The sequence below is a fragment of the Barnesiella sp. An22 genome, assembly GCF_002159975.1.
GTDB lineage: Bacteria > Bacteroidota > Bacteroidia > Bacteroidales > Barnesiellaceae > Barnesiella > Barnesiella merdigallinarum.
The window spans coordinates 1-26,234 of the sequence record NZ_NFJR01000005.1 but is presented as its reverse complement, the minus strand read 5'-3'; the positions used below and the strand labels follow the sequence as shown (position 1 = coordinate 26,234).

The window sequence follows — 26,234 nt, the reverse complement described above, 5'->3', positions numbered from 1 at the left end:
GTCGGAAAGCCTCTCAAACCTGCGGTGCTGTGCCTCGAAACGGCGGCTTATACCGTCAAACCGCTAAATCCAAAGTAATATGAGTGAAAAAAGAAGAAACAAAGGTGGGAGAAATCCCAAACTCGATCCGGCGATGTTCCGTTACACCGTCCGTTTCAACGAGGAGGAACACAACCGTTTCCTCTCCATGTTTGAGAAATCGGGCGTTTACGCCAAATCAGTTTTCCTGAAGGCGCACTTCTTCGGACAGCCGTTCAAAGTGCTGAAAGTGGACAAGACGCTGGTGGATTATTACACCAAACTGTCCGATTTTCACGCGCAGTTCCGCGCGATAGGTACAAATTACAACCAAGTCGTGAAGGAACTGAGGCTGCATTTTTCCGAGAAAAAGGCGATGGCGTTACTCTACAAGCTGGAGCAACAGACCGTCGAACTCGTGAAACTGAGCCGTAAGATTGTGGAACTTTCAAGGGAGATGCAGGAAAAATGGTCGCAAAAATCAGTATAGGAAACTCGTTGTACGGCGCACTTGCCTACAACGGGGAGAAGATCAACGAGGCGAAAGGGCGACTTCTGACGACCAACCGCATCTACAATGACGGTACGGGAACGATGGACATCCACCGGGCAATGGAGGACTTTCTCGGCATGATGCCCGTGCGGTCGAAGGTAGAGAAACCGGTGGTACATATCTCGCTCAATCCGCATCCCGACGATATTTTGACGGATACAGAACTTCAGGACATCGCACGGGAGTATCTGGAGAAGATGGGGTTCGGCAACCAGCCGTATCTCGTTTTCAAGCATGAGGACATCGACCGCCACCATCTGCATATCGTGACGGTCAGGGTGGACGAGAACGGCAGGAGCATAGACACCCGGAATAACTTTTACCGGAGCAAGCAGATAACACGCGAACTGGAACGGAAATACGGGCTGCACGACGCGGAACGCAAGAACCGCCGTCTTGACACGCCGCTGCGCAAAGTGGACGCTTCTGCGGGCGACGTGAAGAAGCAGGCGGGGAATGTGATTAAGGAACTGAACCACAAGTACAAGTTTCAGACGATGGGCGAATACCGCGCACTTCTTTCCTTATATAATATGACGGTGGAGGAAGCGCATGGCAATGTGCGCGGACGCGAATATCACGGACTGGTGTATTCCGCCACGGACAATAAGGGCAACAAGGTCGGCAATCCGTTCAAGTCCTCGTTGTTCGGGAAGTCTGTGGGCTATGAAGCCGTGCAAAAGAAGTTTGCCCGTTCCAAGCAGGAGATTAAGGACAGGAAACTTGCTGACATGACGAAACGCACCGTCCTTTCCGTGCTGGAAGGCACGTATGACAAGGAGAAGTTTGTAGCCGTGCTCAAAGGGAAGGGCATCGACACCGTACTGCGCTACACAGAGGAAGGGCGCATCTACGGAGCCACGTTCATCGACCACCGCACGGGCTGCGTGCTGAACGGCTCACGCATGGGCAAGGAGCTTTCCGCTAATGCCTTGCAGGAACACTTCACGCTGCCTTACGCCGGACAGCCGCCGATTCCGCTTTCCGTTCCGGTGGAGGAACCGGAAAACAGGCAAGGATATTCCGGAGGGGAATACGAGAGCCATTCCGGTGGCATGAACTTGTTTGCCCCCGAAGGTCCGGCAGTGGACGCTGAAGAGGAAGCCTTCATCCGGGCGATGCAGCGCAAGAAGAAAAAGAAGAAGCGCAAGGGCTTGGGGATGTAATCAGGAGTATCAACAATCAAAAAAATCAATGTATGTCACAGCAAGAAGACGATTTGAGGGCATTGGCGAAAATCATGGATTTTCTGCGTGCCGTGAGTATTATTTTAGTGGTCATGAACGTGTATTGGTTCTGCTATGAAGCCATCCGGCTTTGGGGTGTGGACATCGGCGTGGTGGACAGAATACTGATGAACTTCAACCGCACGGCGGGGCTGTTCCGTTCCATCCTGTACACTAAACTGTTTGCCGTTCTCCTGCTTGCCCTGTCCTGTCTGGGGACAAAGGGCGTGAAGGGTGAGAAAATCACTTGGGGACGAATTTGGACGGCTCTTGCCGTTGGCTTCGTGCTGTTCTTCCTCAACTGGTGGATACTGGCGTTGCCGCTGCCGATAGAGGCGGTGACGGGACTGTATATCCTGACCGTTGGCGCAGGCTATGTCTGCCTGCTGATGGGCGGTCTGTGGATGAGCCGCCTGTTGAAGCACAATCTCATGGACGATGTGTTTAACAACGAGAATGAGAGCTTCATGCAGGAAACACGGCTCATAGAAAGTGAGTATTCGGTCAATCTGCCGACACGGTTTTACTACAAAAAGCGTTGGAATAACGGCTGGATCAATGTCGTGAATCCCTTTAGGGCTTCCATTGTATTGGGTACGCCGGGCAGCGGCAAATCCTACGCAGTGGTAAATAATTTCATCAAGCAGCAGATTGAAAAGGGCTTCTCGATGTATGTGTACGACTTCAAATTCAGTGACTTGTCCACGATAGCCTACAATCATCTGCTGAACCACCCGGAGGGCTACAAGGTGAAACCGAAGTTCTATGTGATAAACTTCGACGACCCGAGACGCTCACACCGTTGCAATCCCATCCACCCGGATTTCATGGAGGACATTACGGACGCTTACGAGAGTGCGTACACCATTATGCTCAACTTAAATAAAAGTTGGGTGCAAAAGCAGGGCGACTTTTTTGTGGAATCGCCCATCATCCTCTTCGCGGCTATCATCTGGTATCTCAAAATTTTCCGGAATGGCAAGTATTGCACGTTCCCCCATGCCATTGAGTTTTTGAACCGCCGCTATGAGGATATTTTCCCGATTCTGACCTCTTACCCGGAACTGGAAAACTACCTTTCTCCGTTCATGGACGCATGGCTCGGAGGTGCTGCGGAGCAGTTGATGGGACAGATTGCGTCGGCTAAGATTCCGCTCTCGCGCATGATTTCCCCGCAACTCTATTGGGTAATGTCGGACAGCGAGTTTACGCTGGACATAAACAATCCCGAAGAGCCGAAAATCCTGTGCGTGGGTAACAATCCCGACCGTCAGAATATTTACGGTGCGGCTCTCGGTCTGTATAACTCCCGTATCGTAAAGCTCATCAACAAGAAGGGGATGCTGAAGTCGTCGGTTATTATAGATGAACTACCGACGATATATTTCAAGGGGCTGGACAACCTTATCGCCACCGCACGAAGCAACAAGGTTGCCGTGTGTCTGGGCTTTCAGGATTTCAGCCAGTTGGTACGCGACTATGGCGATAAGGAAGCCAAAGTCGTGATGAACACCGTCGGCAATATCTTCTCCGGGCAGGTGGTAGGCGAAACTGCCAAGACGCTATCCGAACGCTTCGGAAAGGTCTTGCAGAAACGGCAGTCCATATCCATCAACCGGCAGGATGTTTCCACCTCCATCAATACGCAGATGGACGCGCTTATCCCGCCAAGCAAGATTTCCGGCTTGACGCAGGGTATGTTTGTCGGTTCTGTGTCCGATAACTTCAACGAGCGTATCGAACAGAAGATTTTTCACTGCGAGATTGTCGTGGATGCAGAGAAGGTGAAACGCGAGGAAAAAGCCTACAAGAAGATACCCGTCATTACCGACTTCACGGACGAAAACGGTAACGACCGCATGAAGGAAACGGTGCAGGAGAATTACAGGCGAATCAAGGAGGAAGTCAAGCAGATTGTTCAGGAGGAACTGGAACGGATTGCCAACGACGAGAATCTGAAACATCTGTTACAGCAGAAATAACATAGCTGACGGGGTACAATGAAAACGGGCGGAGCAAAGTGTCAAACTTGTTCCGCCCAATATTAAGTAGATTATTACCAAGTCGCTAAATATAAAGCAAAAACAGATGATGCGATATTGTTTGTCAGCAACTGTTTTTGCTTAGAACAATTTATTTCTCCAACAATCAATATCGTCTGATGGAACGGCTATCCATAACAATTTCTTAGGTCGTGTACATGCAACATACACAATGCGGAGTTCTTCATTATTGTCAACAGAATACTTTGCAGGATTATTCAAAATCGTTGTATAGTTCGTGTGGACAGCTTTTTTAGACAGAAATACTAAAATAGCCTCTAATGTCATACCTTTTACCGAATGAATTGTTTTCAGGTAAGGTCGTTCTTGCCGAAATTGATGATTTACTGTTCTAAAAAGGGATTCAATACGGACATTAGCCTTTCCCAAATCAACAGTTAGATTTATGCCCATTTGTTGAAGTTTCGTAATCCAATTAGACAGTGTATCATTCGTTGAAGGTAATTTTTGAATAAAATCAAACATCTCTGCTCTATGTCTTCTAAACCCTACTTCCGCTATTTCTCTTCGCATAGTACTTGCGGGAACATACCGAACTCGCTTTGTGATTTTATAGCAGCCTTTTTCTATAAGAGATAGTCCGTCAGTATATTTCCCATGATCAATCAAATATTTTCCATATACAATATCTCTAACGCCGTAATGCCCGTTTATCCACGGACTATTCTGTCTTGATGAATTATCATTGTTTACTAATCCAAAGTTTGTCTCGCCAAACTTTTGTCCTCGAAATACAACTGCATATTCAGATTCATCCAATCCCATCTCATTGCATTTTTCGATGAAATGATTCGTAATTTGATTGACTGATTCTGGAGTGTCGAGATGACCTTTAATACATGGCTCGTCTGTGTAATCTTTGTCGCTTGCTATTGAACACATTTCATTTCCAGAGAAATGATTAGCTAATTGACATATTTTTTCGGAGCTACGTCTATTTTCCGACAGATCTAATGAATGCCAATCTGGACTATTGTATTTCTCCATAAATAAATGTGGATTGGCAGTATTCCATTCAAAAATAGCTTGGTCAGGATCCCCAATCAACATAATAGATTCTGCTCCGCACTGAGATAATTTATCAATTATAGCCATTTGCAACTCTGTTGTGTCTTGAGCTTCATCAATTATTAAAATCGGGAATCGACGAACAATATTTTGTGCTATTGAAGGATATTTATCTAATATTCTGAATGTAAAATATATTGCATCTGCCTGATTGACCTTGCCTGCATTGAAATGTTTCCATTTCATTTCTTTCAATTCAGATATAACCTTTTTGGGTGAACCATCTTTCTTATTGGGATTATCCCAATCTGCTTTTCCGAAATGATATGCCTGATATGGGGCCAATCGCAATAATTGATCATTAAGCCCAAACGATATGAGATCGAAATAGTAGTTGGCATCACGAGATGTAATTATTCGTTCACCGAGCTTACCTCTAATATATCTTGTTTGGGTCGGATCATAATCGAACCATTTGTTAAACGTGGTTCCTACTATTTCAGGACGATAATTGCATCCCATGACTAAATGAGCATAAGGCAAAAATATGTACGTATTTATAAAACTATCAATCGTCCCTATAAATGAAGGATAATCTATATTTCGACAACCGAATGTCTCTTTAAGTTCTTTTTGTATAACCTCACATGCGGTGTTGGTAAAAGATATGGCTGCAATTCCTTGATGTCTCGATAGATTATTCTCTTGTAAAAGTTTTGCCATACGCGCAGCCACAGAGAAAGTCTTTCCACTTCCCGGACAAGCTTTCACGACAATTCTCGGCTCGTTACAATCAACAACAGCTTGTTGTTGTGCTGATAATTGAATATCCATACTTTTATTCTGAGGGTGCTACAAACAAAATAGCATCCTTTATATAATCAGGTACATCGAACGCTACTTCAGTTTCTAATCTATCACAGAGTTGTAAGGCAAATTCCGCTTTATCCTTATTAGATTTGAGTTTTTTCATTAAAGTAGAGGCATTAAAATCACCTCTTAAATCATTTGTTTGAGCGTGCATTTTTCGATATACATCTCGCATTATACTCTTGTTGTGTTCCGATTGCTCAAACAAGTCATATTCAAGGGTATGTGGAGCCAAACATACTTTCAGGTTTTGTCCCTCTAAATCTTTAGCTTTTTGCGCTCTGTCGGATTTGTCTTTATCTTCTTCGGGATCGCTGTCTGTAATAATCGCACATTTTGACAAAAGTCGCTTGCTCTCATCATCATTGTTGAATAATAACCCAAAATGATTGAATGCGACCCCTCCAATATTAACTAATTCGATTCCACTTTTACACAAGTCTATTTTCTCAGAGAGAAATTTTTTAGCAAGAATTGGTATAATAATCGCTTCTGCGACACCTTCTACCAATAATACACCGTTAGCAAAAAATAACTGTGCTTTTGTTGTATCTAAAAACTTTCGCAAATGCCGTTTGCTCTCAGCCGGATAATCACTTTCCGTTAATTTACCAAATGAAAATGATTGTACGATGTTTTGTTTTCGTTGTAAAACCGAAATATTATTAACATCCGATTTCGCCGTAATCGTCGGAGAGTGCGATGTTACAAATACTTGAAGTCCTTTGCTTTGTAGTTCATTCAGATATTCAAAAAACGTATTCTGATATTGTGGATGCAAATGTGCTTCGGGTTCTTCTACCAGCAATGCATTATAGATTTCCAGCGCATTATCTTCGCATCTATTGATAAGGTCACCTAACACCACAGACGTAAAAATAAGATTATTTTCGCCCAATCCATTTTGATACAATTCAAAATATTTTTGTTCTTGACCATCCTCGATCGTTTTGTACACCGGACATTTTAATTCGACACCTCGTACCACATCGGAAAATTTCCGCCCAACATAACGCATTTCTATATTAGGATGTTTGCGAGTTATTCCCGTCCCTTCAAGATGGGCGTTGACCTTACTTTTTCCTGTTGTTAGAATATGTTTCCAATCCGAAGCGTCATCTTCAAAAACATGGTACAAGTTTTTAGCGAGCAAATCTTTTCTTTCTTCATTTAACTCAATCTCTTCCTCTCCTTTATTGTATTTTGTAAGTTGATTAAATAATTGAGATGTCTTATTGTCGTAAGAATAAGGACGTAGACAGCTTACAGCATCTCTTAGTGGACTTAAATATGTATAAAAGATTTCTTGCAAAGATTCGTAAGGAACCTGCTGTCCTTCATTATCTCCACCCCATATCATCCGTTTGAAATATTTTTTCTTCCCATTATTTTCTTGGATGAATTTCAAATGTAATTGTATTGTTTGCTTGGCTGGATCTTCTTTATCTTGCGATATGAAATCATAGAAACATTCTCTTTCAATCAGAGCATCTCCAAATTCAAATGTCAAGTCAAATTGTATTGTCGTATTGTTTTCAGTTGGAACTGTGGAATTGACGTGCAAATCGCTTTCTTGAATATAGATATAATTGTCTGGTTTTCCACATCCGAGACATATGCGCAGAGCATCTATAATTGCAGTCTTACCTGAATTATTTTCTCCTATCAGAATATTTATTCCATTCTTGAAATAGAGAGTAATATCATCAAATACTCTAAACTGTCTGATATGCAAACTACTCAAATACATGTTTCTATATTTTTTTGTTTTTATACAAACTCCAAATAATTCTCCCTGTTTACAACATGGAACTCGGCATGGGGATATGCTTCTTGAAACACTTTCGGAGCATTGGGCATCTTGTTTCCCCATTTGAACTCCAAAGCCGTCAAACTGTCTGCACACTCTTCGATCAAGTCTATTTCTTGCTTATCGTAAGTGCGCCAGAAATAGAACTCCTTATGCAGTCCTTCGTTGAAATTCGCCTTACGACGCTCTCCGATGATGTAGTTCTCCCACAATGCACCGACGTCCTGTCGAATGGCCAATGGTGAAAAAGCACCTATAATCGCATTTCGAATGCCATTATCGTAGAAATACCACTTTCCGGCTTTTGTCACCTCCTTGCGAAGGTTACGCGAGTAAGCCCCAAGACGATATATAACGAATACTTTTTCCAAGAGGTCAAGATATTTTTCAACCGTCGTTTTGCTCATACCGAGCTGTTTACCTAACTCATCGTAAGAAACTTCGCTGCCCAACTGAAAAGCTATCAATCGTAGCAAATCGCGCATCTTACTCGAATTTTTTAGGCCGTCAATTGCTAAGATATCTTTAAGCAGGTATGCACCAACAATATCGCGTAGGTAGTCTGTTTTTCGTTCATAGTTCTCCATCATTACTACTTCAGGATATGAACCGTAAATTAAACGGGCTTCGAGATTCTGACGAGTTTCAAATGGGGTTTCTATTTGCGCTATTTCCCGTTGCGAAAAAGGGGTAAGTAGAAATTGCGTACTGCGACCAACCAACGGTTCACCAGTCTTATTCAGTAAATCGAATGACGAAGAGCCACTTGCCAAGACACTTATTCCCGGTATTTCATCAACTATCAACTTCAGAATACTACCGATTTGTGGTATATTCTGTGCCTCATCAATAGCCAGCAAATCGATACCATCCAATAAATGCCGATAATTGGCAATTGAGCGATTCTCCAACAGTGCTAATGTATCGTAGTCTTCGCCGTTGAGCATCATCGTCCTACCTGAATAGTTGTCCACAATTTTACGCATCATTACCGTTTTACCAACACGGCGAGCACCAAAAATCAATACTGCTTTATTAGGCGCGATTCGTGCTGTAATCTTCTCTTGAAGTATTCTATTTACTGTCTCCATACCTTGATAAATTATAGTGCAAAGATAATCATATTTTTTTAATTGGCGAATTTTATATAAAAAACAGACTATGAAATGGCGATTTTTACAACTCCAATCTTAAAGCGCTTCTTTCACCGTTCGTAGTAATTATTAATTTTGATAGCACGAATGGTTCTATTATTTACCAGACATAATACTTTACAATATATCATTAGCAGGTTGAAAGGTTTCATATCGAACTAATTAGCATGTAATCAAATGTAAACGAAAAAGACAGGAATGCTCCATCCTGTCTTTTCGTATATGTATACTTGCTATCTTCTCATGCGCTCCATCTCTTCGTCACGGAGCATCTTCTCATTCAGTTTTTCCTGCATTTTGTCAAGGAAGTAGGTGCGGCTCTCGTTCTTTCGGCGTTTGATGTCGATATAGAAACGGTAGCAGTCCTTTGATTCCACGCCGAATATCTTGTACAGGAGTGGAGCAAGCTGTTTGAGCGGCATATTGCCGTTGTTGATACAGCCCATCTCGTTGATGCCGTATATCAGCTCCACGAGGTCGATGGCGTTGCCCGTCCATTGCAATGGCGAGGCGGTATTTTCGTTTGTGTTGTCGGTGGATGTTTGGATGGGGATTAGTGGCGGCACTTGGGGAGCGGCAAGAAACTTCTGCATCTTCCTTACGAAAGAGAGAGCCTTGCTGACATAGTTGGCTATTTCCTTCTTTTCTTCGGGAAGATTACGCACGGGATGATGCTGTAATTCGATTTCGATGTAAGCCAACGCGATGATGGTCCGGTTCGTGTCCGGGCTGCCGATACACAGTTCGATCACTTGGGTGGCGAAAGCCGTGTATGCTTTTTCCATATTGCAGTCCCCGGCTTCGTTTATCCGGCGGAAGAAATCGGTTTCCGCCAATAAAAAATAATTCATGTCCTGTCAATTTTGAAATTTTACACTCTGTTTTCGGTATGCGCACATGAATAGTATTGGCAAAAATCGCGACCAAAAAGCAAAATATCCGGCACGGTTTTTACAACGTACTGGATTTCAGTGCAATAAAAATTGATATTTTTTATCCGACATGAATTATAATCTTCTGAAAATGTTCTTTTTCAGAACATTGCTTTATTAAACGGATTATAAAAGTGTTCTTCTATGGAACATCCTGGCTATTTCATAGTTTCCATGCGTATGTAGATGCTCCGGCATACTCCGTTGGAATAACTCTTTTGTGAGGAGAGTGTCCAGCGTGCTTCGGGTAGTGCCGACTTGAAGAAATGCCGTCCCGTTCCCGATATGAAAGGCACGGTATATAGGATAATCTCATCCACCACCCGCATACGCAACAGTCCGTTGATATAGTCCGAATTGTCGGGAGTGGCTTCTGCAAGATAACAGGTGTTTGTATTGTCTTTCCGCCATTCGTCCAGCATGGAGATGGAGTAGTCCGGCGTGATATGGTAAAGCGCGTTTTCCCTTATTTTGTCAATATCGCAGCGGTCAAGGCGTAAATCCGCATACGCTTTGCCATATAATTCTGAAGAATGACACCCGTCCATCGTGAGGACGGCAAGAATCTGAACTTTACCCATAGCCTTTTCCTTTCGTTGGGCAAGGAGCAAAAAGTAGCGTGCAATCCACACTACTTCTAATGGAGGCTCTGGTAAAGCCTTTACGGAGAGTACGTGAATGCACGCTATGCGTAGGCATAGCATAAGCATCACGCAATCGTCTCCGTAGTGTAAATTTACCAGATTTCCATTAGGACGCCTTGCGGTCTTATGTTATATATTGGCGGCGAAAGGCTCCCCAATCGCCGTTTACCTTCAAATGTTATGCAAAGATAGCAAAATTCCGCGAATTTTCGGCTATGGTTGCTGAAATTTATACTTCAATCCATACTCTTTCAGCTTGCTGTACAGCGTTGTACGCCCGATTCCGAGCAGTTCGGCGGCAACCTTGCGGTTACCGTTCGCCTGCTTCAACGCACGTAAAATCCGTTCCTTGTCTTCCGCGTCATTCCGCAGTGCGAAACTGACGGGTGAGGTCGGTTTTGTCACGGCAAGTTCCAGATGTTCTTTCGTGACAAGTCCAGTTTGCGCCTGCAACACCGCACCCATGATTTTCTGCCGAAGCTCACGGACATTGCCCGGCCAAACATGGGTCAACAATGTTTTACGGGCTTCTCCGTCAAATCCGATAACGTCGCATTCCAGTTCTTTGTTCGCTGCCTCACGGAAGAACTCAGCCAACGGCATGATGTCCTCCTGACAGTCACGCAATGGAGGGACGGTTATCTCGAAGTCATGCAGACGATATAACAGGTCTTGCCGGAATCGCTTTTCATTCACAGCTGTCTCCAAATCTTCGTTGGTGGCGGCGATGATACGGACATTGAAACTTTTATCCGTCTTATCACCTATCGGGCGGTATCTCCGTTCCTGTATGGCTCGGAGTAACATCTGCTGAGTTTCCATTGCGAGATTGCCAACCTCATCCAAGAACAGCGTGCCGCCTTCCGCTTCATGAAAATAACCTTTCTTGCTATTGTCCGCACCCGTAAACGCTCCTTTGACGTGTCCGAAGAATGCCGACGGCGCAAGCTCTTTGGAGAGTGAACCGCAATCCACCGCTACAAACGGTTTTCCTGCCCGTTTGCTCTTGTCGTGCAACAAGTGTGCGATATGCTCCTTACCAGTCCCGTTCTCTCCGAATATCAGCACGCTCATATCAGTAGGAGCCACCAGCCTAATTCGTTTCATGATGACTTGGAACGCCGAACCGTCACGTGAGAACACAGGCATACGGTTTCGTCCGATATTCCGTTCTTTCAATATGTTCCTTAGCAGAGGGACAAGTTTGTCCTCAACAAGCTGCTTGGGTATGTAGTCCAGCGAGCCGAGTTTCATGCTTTCAACCGCCGTATGCACTTCGGCATAGTCGGTCATGATGATGAAAGGCTGCATCATCCCCTCCTTGCGCATCCAACGCAGCAGGTCGATACCGTCGCCTTCAGGCAGACGCAGGTCGGAAACCACGATGTCCCCGTCTGAGGCCTGTTGCAGATATTTCTTCGCGGTCGAGAGGTGGAAAGCCTGCACGGTGCGGAATCCCTCGCGTGCCAGCAGGTTACAGACAAACTCGCAATATACGATATTGTCCTCCACCACGATGATTTTTGTCTTATCCATAATTATATTTTCTCCTTTCCTCTTTTGCCAATCGGATAATATCCGCGCCCATATCCAATACGGCAGTCACTGCATCGGTCAGTGCTTTATGATCTGTATCGGTACTCCCATGAAGCAGTTTATAAAGTTCCCTTAATGGCTGGTCGGCACGGAGTATCTCCCACGAGCTGCGCAAGTGGTGTGTCAGGGCGTCCAGTTCCTGAAGGTCTTTCCGTAGTTCCGCCTCCCTGACCGCCTGCATTTCCTTTTCAGTTTCCGCTATCAGTTTCTCCAGCATGACGGCTTCATTACCGTATGACAGCAGGGAGGTGAAATCCGGCTTTTCATTCTGGTTGCTTTTTATGGCGCATTTGTCTGAAATCTCCATCAGTTCCGATATGGAGAACGGTTTGAGCAGGCTACCGGTAAAACCACGATCCATAAGTTCTTCCTTGCTGCAACTGCCCGAAGCGGTTGTCACCACCACCGGGATATCCCTTGAATTGCCAACGTTGGAAGTGCGCAACAGTTCCAACAACTCGAAACCGTTTATATCCGGCATATTTAGATCAGTCAGAAGAAGGCTGTATTCCTTTTTTCGTATCAGTTCTATCAGCTCCGCAGCATCGGTGCAGGTGTCACAGTGTATTCCTTCCTGTGCATACATTTCTTTCAGCATCGGGAGCAGCACTGCGTCATTATCAATGGCGATTACCTCATGATATGCCTCATTTTGGCGGACATATCCTTGACGGGATTGTTCCGGCTGTTCCTCGGCTGTCTGCATGGGGATTTCCACAGTGAAACAGCTGCCTTTGCCTTTCTCACTTTCCAGCCGTACTACACCACCAAGCATTGCCACGATACGTTGCACGATGGACAATCCCAGTCCGAAACCGTCTTTTGTGGCGGCATTTGACAGACGTTCAAACGCACCGAATACCCGTCGCTGTTCCTCTTCGGTCATGCCCGTACCCGTATCTTCGACGATAAGTTTCAGCAGACCGTCATCATAATCCGTTATCAGGGATACGCTGCCGCTCTCGGTAAACTTGATGGCATTTGACAGAAGATTATTCCCGATTTGCAAGATGCGTTCCTTATCGGTCAAAACAACGGCATCCGTGTGGCAATTTATCGTAAGAGCCAGACCATTGCTTATTGCAACAGGCATAAACTCAGTTTCAAGTGTGTGGGTGATTGTTGAAATTCTGCACGGGGCAAAGTTCGGCTGTTCCTTTCCGTTGTCCAGACGGAAGAAACTTAGCAACGTGTTGAGCATTTCACGCATCCGATTGGATGATTGTTGAATGTTTTGGATATATGACCCGATTTTATCAACATCGCAATCTTTTTGCATTAGTCCGGCATAACCCGTTATCGCTGTCAGCGGCGTGCGCAGTTCATGCGTGATAGTATGCACGGCTTTCTTGCGAGAGGCTATCAGAGCCTCGTTTTGCTCTACCGACTGTTGCAACTGTCCTATTAAATCAGTCGTTTTCTGTTTGTACCGTTTGATTCGGTTGGCATTACGGTGTATGATGATATATGAGATTACCAGCAGGAGGAGGACGAATCCTGTCAGGCTACCTATCTGCATAAACGACTGTTCCCTCATGGCGGTTATCTCGGCTTCCCGTTTTTGCAGATCGGCTTGCACCTTTTTATCCATCTGGCGTATAAATCCGTGCAGTTGCCGGTTAAGTTCCGCGTTTCGTGCCGCAAGGCTGTCGGTGTGTTCCGACAGACGGCGGCTTTGTGCCCGCTGCTCGGCTATTATGTCCCGGTTGAGGGAACGGAGCATTGTTGTAGTCACGGTTGGCTTTGGCTTTTCTTTCTTGCCGAATATGCCGAGAAATCCTTTCCGTTTCGGTTTTTGCGGTTGTTCCTGCACACTTTTCTGTACGATTATGGGTACTTGACGAGTGATCTTATAATTGATGGCTTGTTGCTGCTCAAATACCTGCACGATTTGACGCATTTGTCGTTCCTTATCTTCGAGAAGATGGCGTACACTGTCTATGCGATCTGTCGGATAAATCGTTTTGAAACGGCATAGCATACTGTCCATTGCCATGCGTTGATAATGGTAATGTTCCAAATCTGTATATTCCCATTCCAATACAGTCTCGCCTGATAAAGAAAGTTCAATAAGAAGAACTAATATTTCGTGCGATTCTTGGCGAAAAGTATCTATATGACGATTCTGAACTTCCAATTTCTCTAATTCGTACCATTCTTTACGCCAAATATACATTATGCCGATAACCAATAGTACCATCAGCAAATAGCCGAGTGAAATTAGATTCTTGATTGATTTCATGTTGCCTATAATTTATCCCAACGTCCATCTTTCAGATAAGGCATAAGCTCCCGTATCTTATCTACCGGCCAATTCCACCATTTCAAAGCCTGCATCCGATTTATTATATCAGGATTGAACCGCTTTCGTATCTCCTTTGCGGGGATACCACCTACAATGGTATAGGGCGGCACATCTTTCGTCACAACCGCCCTTGTGCCAACAATAGCCCCGTCACCGATATGGACACCAGCCATAATAACGGCTTCATAGCCTATCCATACATCATTGCCTATTACGATGTCGCCTTTGTTGTCCCAAGCGGAAGCCACATCTGCCTTATCCAATTCCCAATCTTCATAAAACAGCGGGAACGTGTAAGTCGATAGTGATTTCAGGGTATGATTGGCGCAGTTGAACAGAAATTTTGCACCGCAAGCAATAGAACAGAACTTTCCAATTATCAGCCGTTCATGGTTAATGGGATAATGATACAATACGTTGTTTTGCTCAAACAGACACGGGTCTGAAACAAAATCATTGTAAATGGTATAGTCACCTATTTCGATAGAAGGGTCTTTTACGACAGCATTCAAATAAACGGTTTGCGTGTCACCTTTACGGGGATATATCTTGTTCATCATAACTTTCAGTTCTTAGTATTGTTTATATTTAAGATAAATGACGGATTGTGTACCAAGCAGTATCACATATAAGTATTCCACTGCCCAATATGCCGCTAACGGGACGTTACAATAACCGAATCCCCACAAACAGAACAGATAAGCAATAGTAGTTGTCACCTGAAAAATGAATACCGTCCGTGTCGCTCCCGTTCCGGTTGTAGCATTCAGATAAACGTAACCGGGTAGTGCAAAAAAGTAATTTAATAGCATGACAAGAAAAGGCGACCATGCAAGCTGTACGATAGCAGGATTTTCCGTATAAGCCCCTATAATGGGCTGGTGAAAGCACAACGCAAAAGCAATCAATGGAATGCCTGTCGCATATCCTAAACGGATAATCTTATGGCAAAGCGGAAATACTTTTTTCTTTTCACCTGCTCCAATCAGGTTACTCACTAAAGAACCGGTGACACCTGCCAACGCATTGACGATAACGGAAAACAGTGCGGAAACACTTCTTACAATGTTCGATACTGCCAATTCCGTTTCTCCCAAACGTTCGATAGCCACGAAGAACAGAAACCAAATGGCTACACTTGTAAAGAACTGGAGCATACTCCATACCGAGATAGAAAATACCTTTTTCAATATCGTTATATCAATACGCCAGTATAAGCCATACGCTTTTTTATCAATGTGCCGAAACATATATGCAGCCAATACAGCCAGCGAACACATTTCGGCAAATGAAGATGCGATAGCCGCTCCCGATATACCCATATCGAAACCGAATATCAGGAGCCAGTTCAGCGGAATGTTTACCAGTACGGCTGTGAAAGCCGCCATGTTCAGGGATTTTGTCTGTGTAATGCCTACCAAAAACGAACGTAAGGCAAGGAACGGGAAAGAGAACAACAATCCCCAAATACGCCAATCCAAATAGCGGATAACCGCATTATAGACATCATCCGAAGTTATCAGATGTTTCAACAGAACGGGAGAAAATATCTTGGATAGCAGACAGAGGAGTACCGCCAGTATCAGCAAGAAAAACAATCCCTGAAAGAACGTTTTTCCCGTTTCCGCATACTGCTGTTCTCCGTTACGGCGGGCAATTACCACTTGCAACCCCAAACTGAACCCGAAGCCGAGCATATAAATTGCCAAGAACCATATTCCGGCAAGGGCAGATGCGCCCAGTTCCACATCACCCACGTGCCCCAAGAATAAGGCATCAGTAATGTTTATCAGTTGTTCGATAAGGATGCTCATCATTACAGGGAAAGCGATGAGCCAGATTTTCTTATAGGTGTAATTCATTTGTTCAAACCAATATGAAACGACAAGCCACACTGCCGGTAGCAGCGTAACGAGTGCTTTAGTAACTATATAAGGGAATTATTGGCAATGCAACATATGACAGACTTGATATAAGCCCGTCAGTTGCTCAATAGCAAGCTTTTAGAGTGCTATTCGTTGAGCGTAGCTATATGCACAACTGCCATTTCATATTGTTGAACAACTATTTCTTTTTCTGTTAGTTCTGCAAAGATAGCGTTTTTTCCTGAACTTATATTCTCAATTTATTAATTTCTTTCTGAACCCCGTCTAAAAATCGGGAAGCGTGTGCCCCGTCCATTTGCGTGTGGTGGAACTGGAAAGAAATGGTGAGCGTCGTTTTCAGCAGGCGGCGTTTGTATTTGCCCCAAATAAGAAACGGATTATTAAAAATGCCGCTATACATCCCGACAGCACCGTCTATTTCATATTGTGCCAATGCGGAAGTTCCGATAACCATGCTTTCCGTCAAGTCGTGATTAACGCAACTTTCAACCACTTGTTTGGTAAGTTGCAGATAGTGTTGGTTAAACAAAGATAAATCATCGCAGAAAGGAATATCACATGAACTTACCTTGCCCTCTCTGTTGGCGACAATGGTGTTTACTGCAATGGTATCGTACTGCATCAGTTTACCGCCAACGGGCAGCAGATAAAATTCTTTCACGTTTCTTGCGGCTTTGCCGATACACCAGCACATTAACATATTAAACTTCATGCCCGATTTCCGGCTGATTTTCACAAGGCGTGACACGTTGAGTGTCTTAAAGAACGTCACCATCGGCATGGGTGCGTTCATCCACATTTCAAAGGCGTATGCCCGGCTGGTTTCTTGGGGATTTACTTCTTTCATACTTAATGCTATTTTCTTTAATGAATCAGGCGGCAAAAGTAGGATAAGCGTTTGACCCCGGATAGAACAAACGGGACATTTACACGGGATTGGTGAACAAATCGGAATATGGATTTGATACTTTCAGCAAAGACATGGGCGTATATCCGCAGAATTTCTTGAACTCCCGGATAAAGTGCGACTGGTCGGCATAACCGCTGGCGTATGCTATTTGTGCCTGATTGATTTCTTTGCCCGCTTGATGCTGCATCTGCGCCAAAGCTTTTTGGAAGCGGACGATACGGGTATATTCCTTGGGATTGATGCCTACAAATGAATGAAACAACCGCTCAAACTGTTTTTTACTTAGGCAGGCAATAGAAGATAATTCGTTTACAGAGATTTGCGGAGTGATATATATTTGCTGTATGGCGGCATCTATTCTTTTAATTCTGTATGCGGTATCAGCTAAATTATCGGCAATTTGTGACACCAGCCATTTTTCTATATAGCTTATGCAAATAGAATTATTCTCACAGTCGAATATTCGTGTAGCCAGTTCATTCAAACTTTTGTTTTCAAGGCTGTAACCGGACACTTCTTGATTGTAAAAGAGCGATGTCGGCATGTTCAGAAACATACTCATAGCGTGAGGGTGGAATACAACCACTATCATTTCTGTATTGCCGTCAGCATATAGGTGTGACGAGAAATTAACTTGTCCGCTGATGGTGATTTTTTCTTGTGTAACATTCAGTTCAGGGATATATAACGGTACTTGTTTATGGAAGATGATCTGAGGGCAACCGATAGGAAAAGTCAGGGTATTCAAAAACTGGTTACTTTTGAATACCCAATAATATCTCACGTAAGGTTGCAATAGCTTACATGGCTTGTAAAATTTGAACTTCTCTTGAATCATTTTACAAAAGTAGTAATTTTGTGCTGGTTACGAAGTAAAAAGAGGTAAATGAAACATAGAAACGACTGCGCATAATGACAAAGTCGTTTCTATGATAAGAATTATATTTTCAATCCTTTCGGTCGGTTTTCATCTTTTGCATACAATCCCGGATGTCCAATGATGACACGGTCAGTAATGAAGTTGCCTGACGGACTGCGTATCTGTGGGGATTCCCCAGTGTGTTGTAACGGCACATTCCGTACACCTTCCGAAACGGGCTTGATCTTCTGCCCGTCCTTCTCTTTTTCGGCCGCTTCCGGAGTAGGTGGAGCAAGTTCCAGCTGTATCTTTCGGTCGAGCGCAGCAAGTTCGGATTTCAACTGTTTCAGTTCGTCCTCCTTCTTCCACACCTTGCCCGCTATTTCCTGCAACTGCGGAATCTCTTTTTCCAGCACCTCGTTCTTCGCCTTGTACTGGTCGATGATGGACGGAATCCTCTCCAATGCGTTTAGGAAGTTTCGTGCGGCGGCTATAGGATCAGCCATCGCCAAATGCCCGTTGTTGTAGGTGTACTTGTAGTTTCCTTCAACCACGAAGCGGTTGTCGGTAAATTCCAGTCCCTCTTTGAGAATACGCTCGCTGACCACTTTTATCGGGAAGCCGTAAAGTTCTCCGACATCCTTGTATAGTCCGCCCGTCGTGGCGTTCTTGGCGATCTCTTGCAAACGCTTTCCGATAACTTTCTCATCCGTTGAATCCACGCCGTCCACTTTGACAAGATTAAGGCGGCTGCCTTCTTTATCCGTCTGCACAACAGAAAGAAAACGGTTCCAGTCTTCCGTCATAGCTTCGATGAAAGCCGTGTTGTTACGCAGTTCTCCCGTCTTGGATTCCAGCTTGAACTCCGAATCGCGCTTACCCTTGTTGAACGACTTGCGTTCCCCTTCGAGCGAGGCGATACGCTTCTCTAATTTCGCTTTGTCAAGCAGGTCGGTATTGCCGGAGAGCAACGCCATATACTCCGAGAAGTTCATACCCGATTTCTCGTCCATCGCTCCCTCGTCGATGGTACGTGCTCCCATCGCTCCGCTTTTGAGCTGCGAAATGAACGTCTGCTTGCAGTGCAGCAGGTTGAACTTGTAGCTGTCCAACGATTTCTCCACCGCGTAGATGATGACATCCACGTTGTTTCCGGCAAAATGCTTGGCAATCTCGTTTCCGGCTCTAACTCCCCGTCCGTCACGCTGTTGCAGGTCGGACGGTCGCCACGGCGTATCAAGATGATGGATAGCCACGCACCGTTTCTGCGCGTTTACGCCCGTTCCGAGCATGGAGGTAGAGCCAAACAACACGCGCACCGTTCCGGCGTTCATGGCATCTATTACCGCCTTGCGTGCCTTGTCGGTCTTGCACTCCTGAATGAAGCGCACCTCGCTTGCCGGTATGCCGTAATCCTCCGTCAGTTTCCGCTTTATCTCGCTGTACACGTTCCACCCGTCGCCCGGCTGGTATGTACCCAAATCCGAGAAGACGAACTGCGTTCCCTTGTGCGCGTCGTATTTATGGTAATACTCCGCTATCATCTTGGCACAGTGGCTCGCCTTGTTGTCGGGATGGTCTTCATAATTGGGGTCTATCATGCGCATATCCAAAGCCATCTTCCGCGCGTAGTCGGTAGCGATGAGCATCTTCGCCTTTTCCTCCGTTTCAGACAGCGGCAACCTGCCCAACAGCGTGGCGTCGCCCGTCTTGGCAAATTCCATCAGTTGTTTGATGAAATACTCTTGGTCGGGTGTGGGCGGGATGTGGTGCAATATCTCATTCTTGTGCGGACGGTCCACACCCACGTCCTCTGCCGTGCGGTAGTCGGTGATTTCGTTGTAGAAGGCGGCAAGCTCCGGCACTTTGATGAAGTAGCGAAAACGCTCCTTCTGCACCACGTTGTTCGTCACGTTGAACTCGAAGTCGGTCGTCTTCTTGGCGAAAATCGCCGCCCATGCGTCGAAGCATCGAATATCCTGCCGTTCCAGTTCCTTCGGACGTAAGTATTTGAAGAGCAGGTACAATTCCGTCAAGCTGTTGGATATGGTCGTGCCGGAAAGAAATGTCGCCCCCAAGTCCTTGCCAGTACGCTCCTGTATGGTGCGTATGGCAAAGAGCATATTCAGGGCTTTCTGGCTTCCTTCCGAGTTCCCCAACCCCGCCACACGGTCATGCCGTGTGTTGAAGGTCAAGTTCTTGAATTGGTGGCTCTCGTCTATGAAAATGTGGTCGATGCCCATCTGCTTGAAGTCCACCACGTCGTCCGTGCGCGACTTGATGGCGTGTTCCACTTTCTCCAGCTTCGCTTCAAGGTTGTGCTTGCGTTTTTCCAGCCCTTTCAGCATCGCACGCGACACGTTCTTGCCCTGCTGCCGCAAGACTTCGAGGTTTTCCTCCACCGTGTCAAGCTCCGCCTGCAGGATGCGTTGCTGCAACTCCGGTGACTGTGGTATCTTGCCGAACTGGTCATGCGACATGATGACGCAATCATAGTCATTGTTTTTGATGTTGTTGAAGAAACGCACACGGTTGGCGGTCGAGAAATCCTTTTCCGAAGCGTAGAGGATGCGGGCATTCGGATAGGCAGCTTGATAAGTGGCGGCAATCTCCGCGACATTGGCTTTCAGACCAATAATCATCGGCTTATGCGCCAAGTTCAGACGCTTCATTTCATGCGCTGCAATGCATATTATCAGCGTTTTACCTGTTCCGACTTCATGGTCGCATATCCCGCCGCCGTTCTGTTTTATCATCCAGACGCAATCCTTCTGCGACGGATAAACGCTTTGAATACCACGGCTTGCCAATCCTTTCAGATTGAGGTCGGGGAAGGTCTGGTGCGAGCCGTCATACTTCGGGCGCACGAAACAGTTGAACTTGCGGTTATACATCGTCACAAGCCGCTCCTTGAACTGTGGCGACTGCTCTTCCAACCATTCCGAGAACCCGTTACGGATTTCGTCAATCTTGGCGTTGGCAAGCTGTATGCCCTCGCTGTCGCGCACCTTGATGTCATTGCCGTTCTCATCCTTGCCGATAGACTTCATCATGTCAGGACAGGTGTTGTGCAAAGCGTGTTTCAACAGGTGCATACCGTCATAGTTCCGGTAATAGCCCTTTACCAGAAACTCGTCCGTGATCTTCATGGTGCGGTAGCCGCACGCCACGGAAAACTCGTCCATGCTGGCGGAATAGGCGATTTTCACGTCCGTGTCGAAAAGATGGCTCATGTAGGCGGCATACACGCCCGTGGGAATCCAACGTTCACCGAAGTTGAAGTCGAGGTCTTCAAAGGCGATACGCTGCGGTTCGGCTTCCTTCAAAGCCTCCAAAGCCTGTTTCACTTCTGGCAATCTTTCGCTTTCGGGATTGCCGTCTATCCATGCCTCTATGCGCTCCGCTTTCTCTATCACGTTTCCCGCGATGAAGCGGTCTTTAATCTCGTAACCGGTTACGAGCGGATTGTAGAAGATACGTCCTTTGAGGGCATTGAGCAGTTCCTCTTCCGTACTGTCTGTTATCCCCCGCATATAGTCGAGATTGACCGTACCGTACTTGTTGAGCGATGCGGACAAGGCTTCTTCGGGAGAACCAACGTTGGCGTGGTTCTCCACCGAGAAGGAAACGGGACGGTCGAAGATGTCCGCCTTGACGAACTTGCCGTCTTCCGCACGTTCCAGCGAAAGGATGTCGCGCCCTCCGGCATCCATCATCACTAACTTCACATTCTGTTTGGCGTTGAGGTTGCCATAACGCATGACAAACTCGTCGTAACAGGTGTTCAGGTGTTCACGCCAAGGTACATTTTCCTCATGTCTGTTCGATTCATAGCGGTACAACCGCTCGTATGCGTCACGGAGCGATACATACAGCAACGCTTTCTCTTTCTGATAACCTGTCAGTCCAAGCGGCTGGAAGGTCGCGCCGTAGGGAGTGATGTCCTTCAGGTAACCGATGTCGCGTGCCCTGTTTGCCACCAGCGACCCTTCGCGCAGGTGCATTTCCGGCGTGCGGTGATAGGGACGCGGCGTAAGGTCGGGGGCTTCCTCCTTCGGCTTTTCCGTTTCAAATTCAGGGAATAGTGAAGTGGTTGCCTTCTCACTTGGGCTATTGTCCGTAACAGTAACGGGAGTTGCCTCCGGCTGTGCTTCGGGTTGTTTTGCTACTTCCTTTTGCTCCGGTTTGTTATCTGGCGAAGGCACAAAGGCAGGCTTCATCGTGTCCTTGACACCCGACTTTTTCAGTTGTTCCTGTCTGTGTCGTTCCGCTTCAAGCCGTAGAGCCTTGCGCCGTTCCGGTGTCAGGCTCATCATCGTTTCGTAGAAGCCGTTGATGGGCGGATTGGTTTCCCAATCCAAAGTGGCATAAATATCTTCAGGGTCGCTTTGCTTCCCGGTATCTTCCGGCTTTATCTCCCTGTTTTCGGTTGTAGGCTTGACGGATTCAACAGGAGGAACTGCCGTAATCAGCGGTTTCGGTTTGGGAATGGTACGCTTTGCCGTCTTTTCCTTTTTAGCCGTCTTTTTCTTCTTTGCGGATACGTCCTGCTTATTGACTTCTTCGGTCATGCCCCAGAGATCGAGCAGGGAGAGTTGCACGCCAGCCGAATACTGCGGGCGACGTGGCTCTATCTCCTGCTTTTCTGCTATTGGTTGCGGTTTTTCTGCTTGGGCTTCTTCCGTCCGTACCGTAATTATCGCTTCCGGCTTCATGGCAGGCTGTTCCGGTTTGACTTCAACGGCAACCGCTTTTTGCTCCCTCGCTTGCCCGATTGCGCCCGAATACAAGCGCATGACAAGCCTCATATGGCAGTCTTCGTCAAGCATACGTCGCAAGTCCTCCGCGATACCTGCGGTTTTCCCCTCGTGCAGATAAACCATAGCGGGCTTGCCGTAAGGGTCGGTATCGAGTTTTGCGTTCGTATGCACGATACGTTCGGGATGATGGATGAAATAGGCGTTGTCCGTCAGATTTGTCTTCGTATCCGTCTGTATCACGGTCAGCAGCCGTTCATCCTGCGACAGTTCCGTCTTGTGCAGGTTCTTTTGCAGGATTATCAGGTCGCTGCCCACCTCTGTCCCCGCGTTGTCCGAAAACAGGTTGTTGGGCAGGCGGATTGCCGATACCAGATTCGCCTGACTGAAAAGTTCGTTGCGCACGGAAGTCTTGGCACTGTTCAGCACTCCCTGCGACGTGATGAAAGCCACGATGCCGCCGTCGCGCACCATGTCCAGTCCTTTTAGGAAAAAATAGTTGTGGATGGCTTTCTGTGCCGAGCGTCTGCCGAAAGATTCGCTCCTTTGAAATTCAGCGTCAAACACGGCTATGTCACCAAACGGGATGTTGGACATCGCCAAGTCGAAATAGTTGTTGAACGGCTTTTCGATTTTCTCGAAACCGTCTATGCGCATCTTTTTGTCGGGGTGAAGCTGTCGCAAGATAGTACCCGTGAGGAGGTCTTTTTCAAATGCCATCACATCCGCGTCAGGATTGTGCCGCAGCACGGCGTCCACGAAAACGCCGACACCGGCCGACGGCTCCAGCACACGCGACGGGCGGACACTGTAATCCGCCAGCACATCGGTTATGGTGTCTGTTATCTCTTTCGGAGTGTAGAAGGCTGTCAGCACGGACGCTTTCAGCGAATCCACAAACCGCTTGTACTCCATGTCGTTCCGGCTGTTCTCCCGTATCAGCCTGTGCAGTTCCACGGTAGGGGCAAACAGTTCGAGGTCGGATTTCGCCCAATGGACGGCATCCGTCAGTTCCTTTGCAGGGTTCAGAATACATTTCAGGCCGCCAAAACCGCAATACTTCCGGAGTATCGCCTGTTCCTCGGTTGTTGCCGTTCTCTGTTCCCTGTAAAGGATAAATGCCGTCCGTATCGCCTCGATGTTGTCCCGCAGCCTTTGTTTGCGGTTAAACGCCATATTCCTCAATGTAGAGGACGACAGCCCCCGTCAGCTCCGTGTAGAGCAGGTCATAATCGGGCGACAGGGCGAAATTATCGTCCGAGAGGTTATAAATGTAGAATACGTTTCCGACAAGTGGCAGCAGTTTTCGGGTAAAAGATTCACGCTTCGCTTCCGGCACGTCATCGGAAAACTCGTTCTCTACGACTTCGCGGAGGATGGCGTACTTGGAGTAGTGAAGCCCCTCCAGCAGCGTGCGCATCGCCAGTTCCTGCGCACCATCGGCGGGATAGCCTTCAAGCCTTGCCCATTCATACGTTCCGGCGGCACGGTCGGCGCGTTCACGGATGAAGGCTTCGTCGGTCGCTTGTTCAAATTTGTTCGTTCTGAGATAGTCCAGCAGGTACAGACCGTAGTAGGAAAAGTCGGTTTGCCCCTCGTTTTTCTTCTTGTTGTTCATTACTTTGGAATTTAGTGGATTGGTAAATCATGATCGGGATAATTGTCTGAAAGGAGAAAGAAAAGGCACTCGGTATCCCTCCGAGTGCCACCACTAAGTCCAAAGTATGAGTGTAATCCGGTATCGAAGAACAGTTCATTACTCTGAATCAGTGGCAAAGTTAATACTATTTCTTCCGTCCTGAAAATTTCTTGGCCGTTTTCCTTTCGGGGAACACGAAAGTCGTGTTGTAGTCCCCGTCAAAGGCAACCACGGCATCGAAGCTCTTGCCCTGCTTGCTCTTGAAGCCTTTGAGCAGTTTCGTGTGTCCGTCGGTGAGCAGGTCTTTGATCTCGTCATCGGTGAGGGTACGGTTTGCCTTCAGGCGGAACACGGGCAGCCCGCACTCCGCATTGTTGCAGCGGACGACCTTGCCGTAGAACTGCATACTGCCCGTTCCGCACTTGGGACACTTGCAGCCGGAATCTCTGCGGGCGAACAGCTTGTCGCACGAGAGCAGTTCGGATGTAATCTCCCGCGTGTACGCCTCTATCTCCTTGCGGAAGGTGTCGGCGGGCAGTTCCCCGCGCTCGATGCGTGCCAGTTCCTTCTCCCATTCGCCCGTCATGGCGACGTCGGCGATGCGCATCATTTTTACGACTGAGTAGAGGGCAAGCCCCTTTTCGGTGGGCACGAGCGACTTCTTGCAACGTTCCATGTAACCCCGTTTGAAGAGCGTTTCGATGATGGCGGCACGGGTGGCGGGTGTGCCGATGCCGCAGTCCTTCAAAGCCTGCCGCAGTGCGTCGTCCTCTATCTCCTTGCCAGCCGTTTCCATAGCGGACAGCAGGGTCGCTTCGGTATGCAGCGGTTTGGGCTTGGTCTTGCCCTCCGTGATGGAGGCAGCTTTCAGTGTCAGCGTATTGCCTTCCTGCCAGCCGGGGATGATGGTTTCCTCTTTTTCTTCCTCGCCATAGACGGCACGCCACCCGGCTTGTTTGATGATGCTGCCTTTTGCCACGAACTCCGCTCCGGCACACTCCGCCGTAACAGTAGCGGTGTCTTTGACGCATTTTTCAGAAAAAGCCTCAATCATGCGTCCGGCTATCATCTGATAGATGATGTTGTCCTCTTTGGATAGAAACAGAGGTTTCTCGCCCGTGACGAGCAGGGCATGGTGGTCTGTTACCTTGCCGCCGTCCACGCTGCGGCGTGTAGGCATGGCTTTCGGATTGACGTTGCCTTTCCATTCGGGCAGATTGCCGATGAAGGCAAGCAGCTTGGGGATTTCCGTGAACACGTCTTCGGGGATGTAGCGGCTGCCGGTTCTCGGATATGTGATGAGCTTCTTCTCGTAGAGCCTCTGCGCGATTTCAAGCGTCTGTTCTGCCGTGAAGCCGTACTTGGCGTTGGCTTCCTTTTGGAGCGTGGTCAGGTCGTACAGAAGCGGAGTGTCCTCCGTCTTCTCCTTGCGTTCTGCTTTCGTGACAATAAAAAAGCCAGCTTCCTTCACCTTATTATATAGCGTTGTGGCAGGCTCTTTCTCTTTCCATTTCTCAGAAGAAGAGAATTTCACCACTTCGCCGTTGCCATTGTCAGTGGCAATATGGAGTTGCCAGAACGGTTCCACCGTGAAGCGGCGGTTCTCCCAATAGCGTGCGCACACCATCGCCAGCGTTGGTGTCTGCACCCGTCCGACGGAATATGTGCCGTGTCCGGCAGCGATGGAGAGTGCCTGCGTGCCGTTGATGCCCACAAGCCAGTCGGATTCGCTCCGTGCTTTGGCGGCAAGATAGAGGTTGTCATACTTGCTTCCCGCTTCAAGGTTGCGCAGTCCCTCGCGGATAGCCTTGTCGGTGAGCGAGCTTATCCACAGGCGTACGAAAGGCGTAGTACATCCGATATAATGGTAGAGGTATCGGAAGATAAGCTCACCTTCACGCTTATCACAACTTTAGATAATCGCGATTATCCAAAGTAAAAGATTATCCAAAGTAGAATTCTATTCGTATTTGATTATGAGATAGTTATATTTAATACTTACAA

16 protein-coding genes and 1 pseudogene are annotated in these 26,234 nt (G+C 46.9%); 3 read left to right on the top strand and 14 right to left on the bottom strand.

Going from position 1 to position 26,234, the window contains the following annotated elements; translation table 11 throughout:
- The first annotated feature begins 79 nt into the window (after positions 1–79).
- The 3 genes from mobA to mobC are packed head-to-tail and all read left to right on the top strand — an operon-like array spanning position 80 to position 3,779.
- Positions 80–508, top strand: coding sequence for a conjugal transfer protein MobA (gene mobA, locus B5F38_RS06560; protein ID WP_087408506.1), 429 nt, complete (start codon positions 80–82; stop codon positions 506–508).
- Positions 487–1,737, top strand: a complete 1,251-nt coding sequence (gene mobB / locus B5F38_RS06555; RefSeq protein WP_087408505.1) for a conjugal transfer protein MobB — start codon at positions 487–489, stop codon at positions 1,735–1,737. The genes mobA and mobB overlap by 22 nt, the downstream gene beginning before the upstream one ends.
- 32 nt (positions 1,738–1,769) lie before the next feature.
- Positions 1,770–3,779 carry a conjugal transfer protein MobC gene (mobC, locus tag B5F38_RS06550; RefSeq protein ID WP_023056957.1) on the top strand — a complete coding sequence of 670 codons (2,010 nt, stop codon included), beginning with the start codon at positions 1,770–1,772 and terminating at the stop codon, positions 3,777–3,779.
- A gap of 141 nt (positions 3,780–3,920) precedes the next feature.
- On the opposite strand, the gene B5F38_RS06545 is transcribed toward mobC, so the two are convergent.
- From B5F38_RS06545 to B5F38_RS06480, 14 genes and pseudogenes are all read right to left on the bottom strand, one after another.
- Positions 3,921–5,702, bottom strand: a complete 1,782-nt coding sequence (locus tag B5F38_RS06545) for an ATP-dependent helicase (protein ID WP_087408504.1) — start codon at positions 5,700–5,702, stop codon at positions 3,921–3,923.
- Between the two features lie 4 nt (positions 5,703–5,706).
- Positions 5,707–7,488, bottom strand: a complete 1,782-nt coding sequence (locus B5F38_RS06540) for an AAA family ATPase (protein ID WP_023056982.1) — start codon at positions 7,486–7,488, stop codon at positions 5,707–5,709.
- Positions 7,489–7,508: 20 nt separating this feature from the next.
- Complete coding sequence (locus B5F38_RS06535; RefSeq protein ID WP_023056866.1) at positions 7,509–8,639, bottom strand: ATP-binding protein; 1,131 nt, start codon at positions 8,637–8,639, stop codon at positions 7,509–7,511.
- Positions 8,640–8,935: 296 nt separating this feature from the next.
- Positions 8,936–9,553, bottom strand: a complete 618-nt coding sequence (locus tag B5F38_RS06530) for an RteC domain-containing protein (RefSeq protein WP_087408503.1) — start codon at positions 9,551–9,553, stop codon at positions 8,936–8,938.
- Positions 9,554–9,792: 239 nt separating this feature from the next.
- Positions 9,793–10,215 (bottom strand): dihydrofolate reductase family protein, encoded by a 423-nt coding sequence (locus tag B5F38_RS06525; protein ID WP_087408657.1) that lies wholly within the window; start codon positions 10,213–10,215, stop codon positions 9,793–9,795.
- Positions 10,216–10,491: 276 nt separating this feature from the next.
- Positions 10,492–11,814 (bottom strand): sigma-54 dependent transcriptional regulator, encoded by a 1,323-nt coding sequence (locus B5F38_RS06520; RefSeq protein WP_087408502.1) that lies wholly within the window; start codon positions 11,812–11,814, stop codon positions 10,492–10,494.
- On the bottom strand, positions 11,807–14,116 hold the full coding sequence (locus B5F38_RS06515) for an ATP-binding protein (RefSeq protein WP_087408501.1): 2,310 nt from the start codon (positions 14,114–14,116) through the stop codon (positions 11,807–11,809). The genes B5F38_RS06520 and B5F38_RS06515 overlap by 8 nt, the downstream gene beginning before the upstream one ends.
- Before the next feature lie 5 nt (positions 14,117–14,121).
- Positions 14,122–14,739 (bottom strand): CatB-related O-acetyltransferase, encoded by a 618-nt coding sequence (locus B5F38_RS06510; RefSeq protein WP_087408500.1) that lies wholly within the window; start codon positions 14,737–14,739, stop codon positions 14,122–14,124.
- Positions 14,740–14,751: 12 nt separating this feature from the next.
- Positions 14,752–16,041 (bottom strand): MATE family efflux transporter, encoded by a 1,290-nt coding sequence (locus tag B5F38_RS06505; protein WP_087408499.1) that lies wholly within the window; start codon positions 16,039–16,041, stop codon positions 14,752–14,754.
- A 250-nt stretch (positions 16,042–16,291) separates the two neighbouring features.
- Positions 16,292–16,912 carry a CatA-like O-acetyltransferase, family 2 gene (locus B5F38_RS06500; RefSeq protein WP_087408498.1) on the bottom strand — a complete coding sequence of 207 codons (621 nt, stop codon included), beginning with the start codon at positions 16,910–16,912 and terminating at the stop codon, positions 16,292–16,294.
- Between the two features lie 79 nt (positions 16,913–16,991).
- Positions 16,992–17,813 carry a helix-turn-helix transcriptional regulator gene (locus tag B5F38_RS06495; protein WP_087408497.1) on the bottom strand — a complete coding sequence of 274 codons (822 nt, stop codon included), beginning with the start codon at positions 17,811–17,813 and terminating at the stop codon, positions 16,992–16,994.
- A gap of 101 nt (positions 17,814–17,914) precedes the next feature.
- Positions 17,915–23,767 carry an N-6 DNA methylase gene (locus B5F38_RS06490; protein WP_087408496.1) on the bottom strand — a complete coding sequence of 1,951 codons (5,853 nt, stop codon included), beginning with the start codon at positions 23,765–23,767 and terminating at the stop codon, positions 17,915–17,917.
- Positions 23,757–24,209 carry a DUF1896 domain-containing protein gene (locus B5F38_RS06485; protein WP_162611675.1) on the bottom strand — a complete coding sequence of 151 codons (453 nt, stop codon included), beginning with the start codon at positions 24,207–24,209 and terminating at the stop codon, positions 23,757–23,759. Before B5F38_RS06485 ends, B5F38_RS06490 begins: the two co-directional genes overlap by 11 nt.
- Before the next feature lie 166 nt (positions 24,210–24,375).
- Positions 24,376–26,130 (bottom strand): annotated as a pseudogene (locus B5F38_RS06480) (DNA topoisomerase); the annotation flags it as partial.
- Positions 26,131–26,234: the final 104 nt, after the last annotated feature.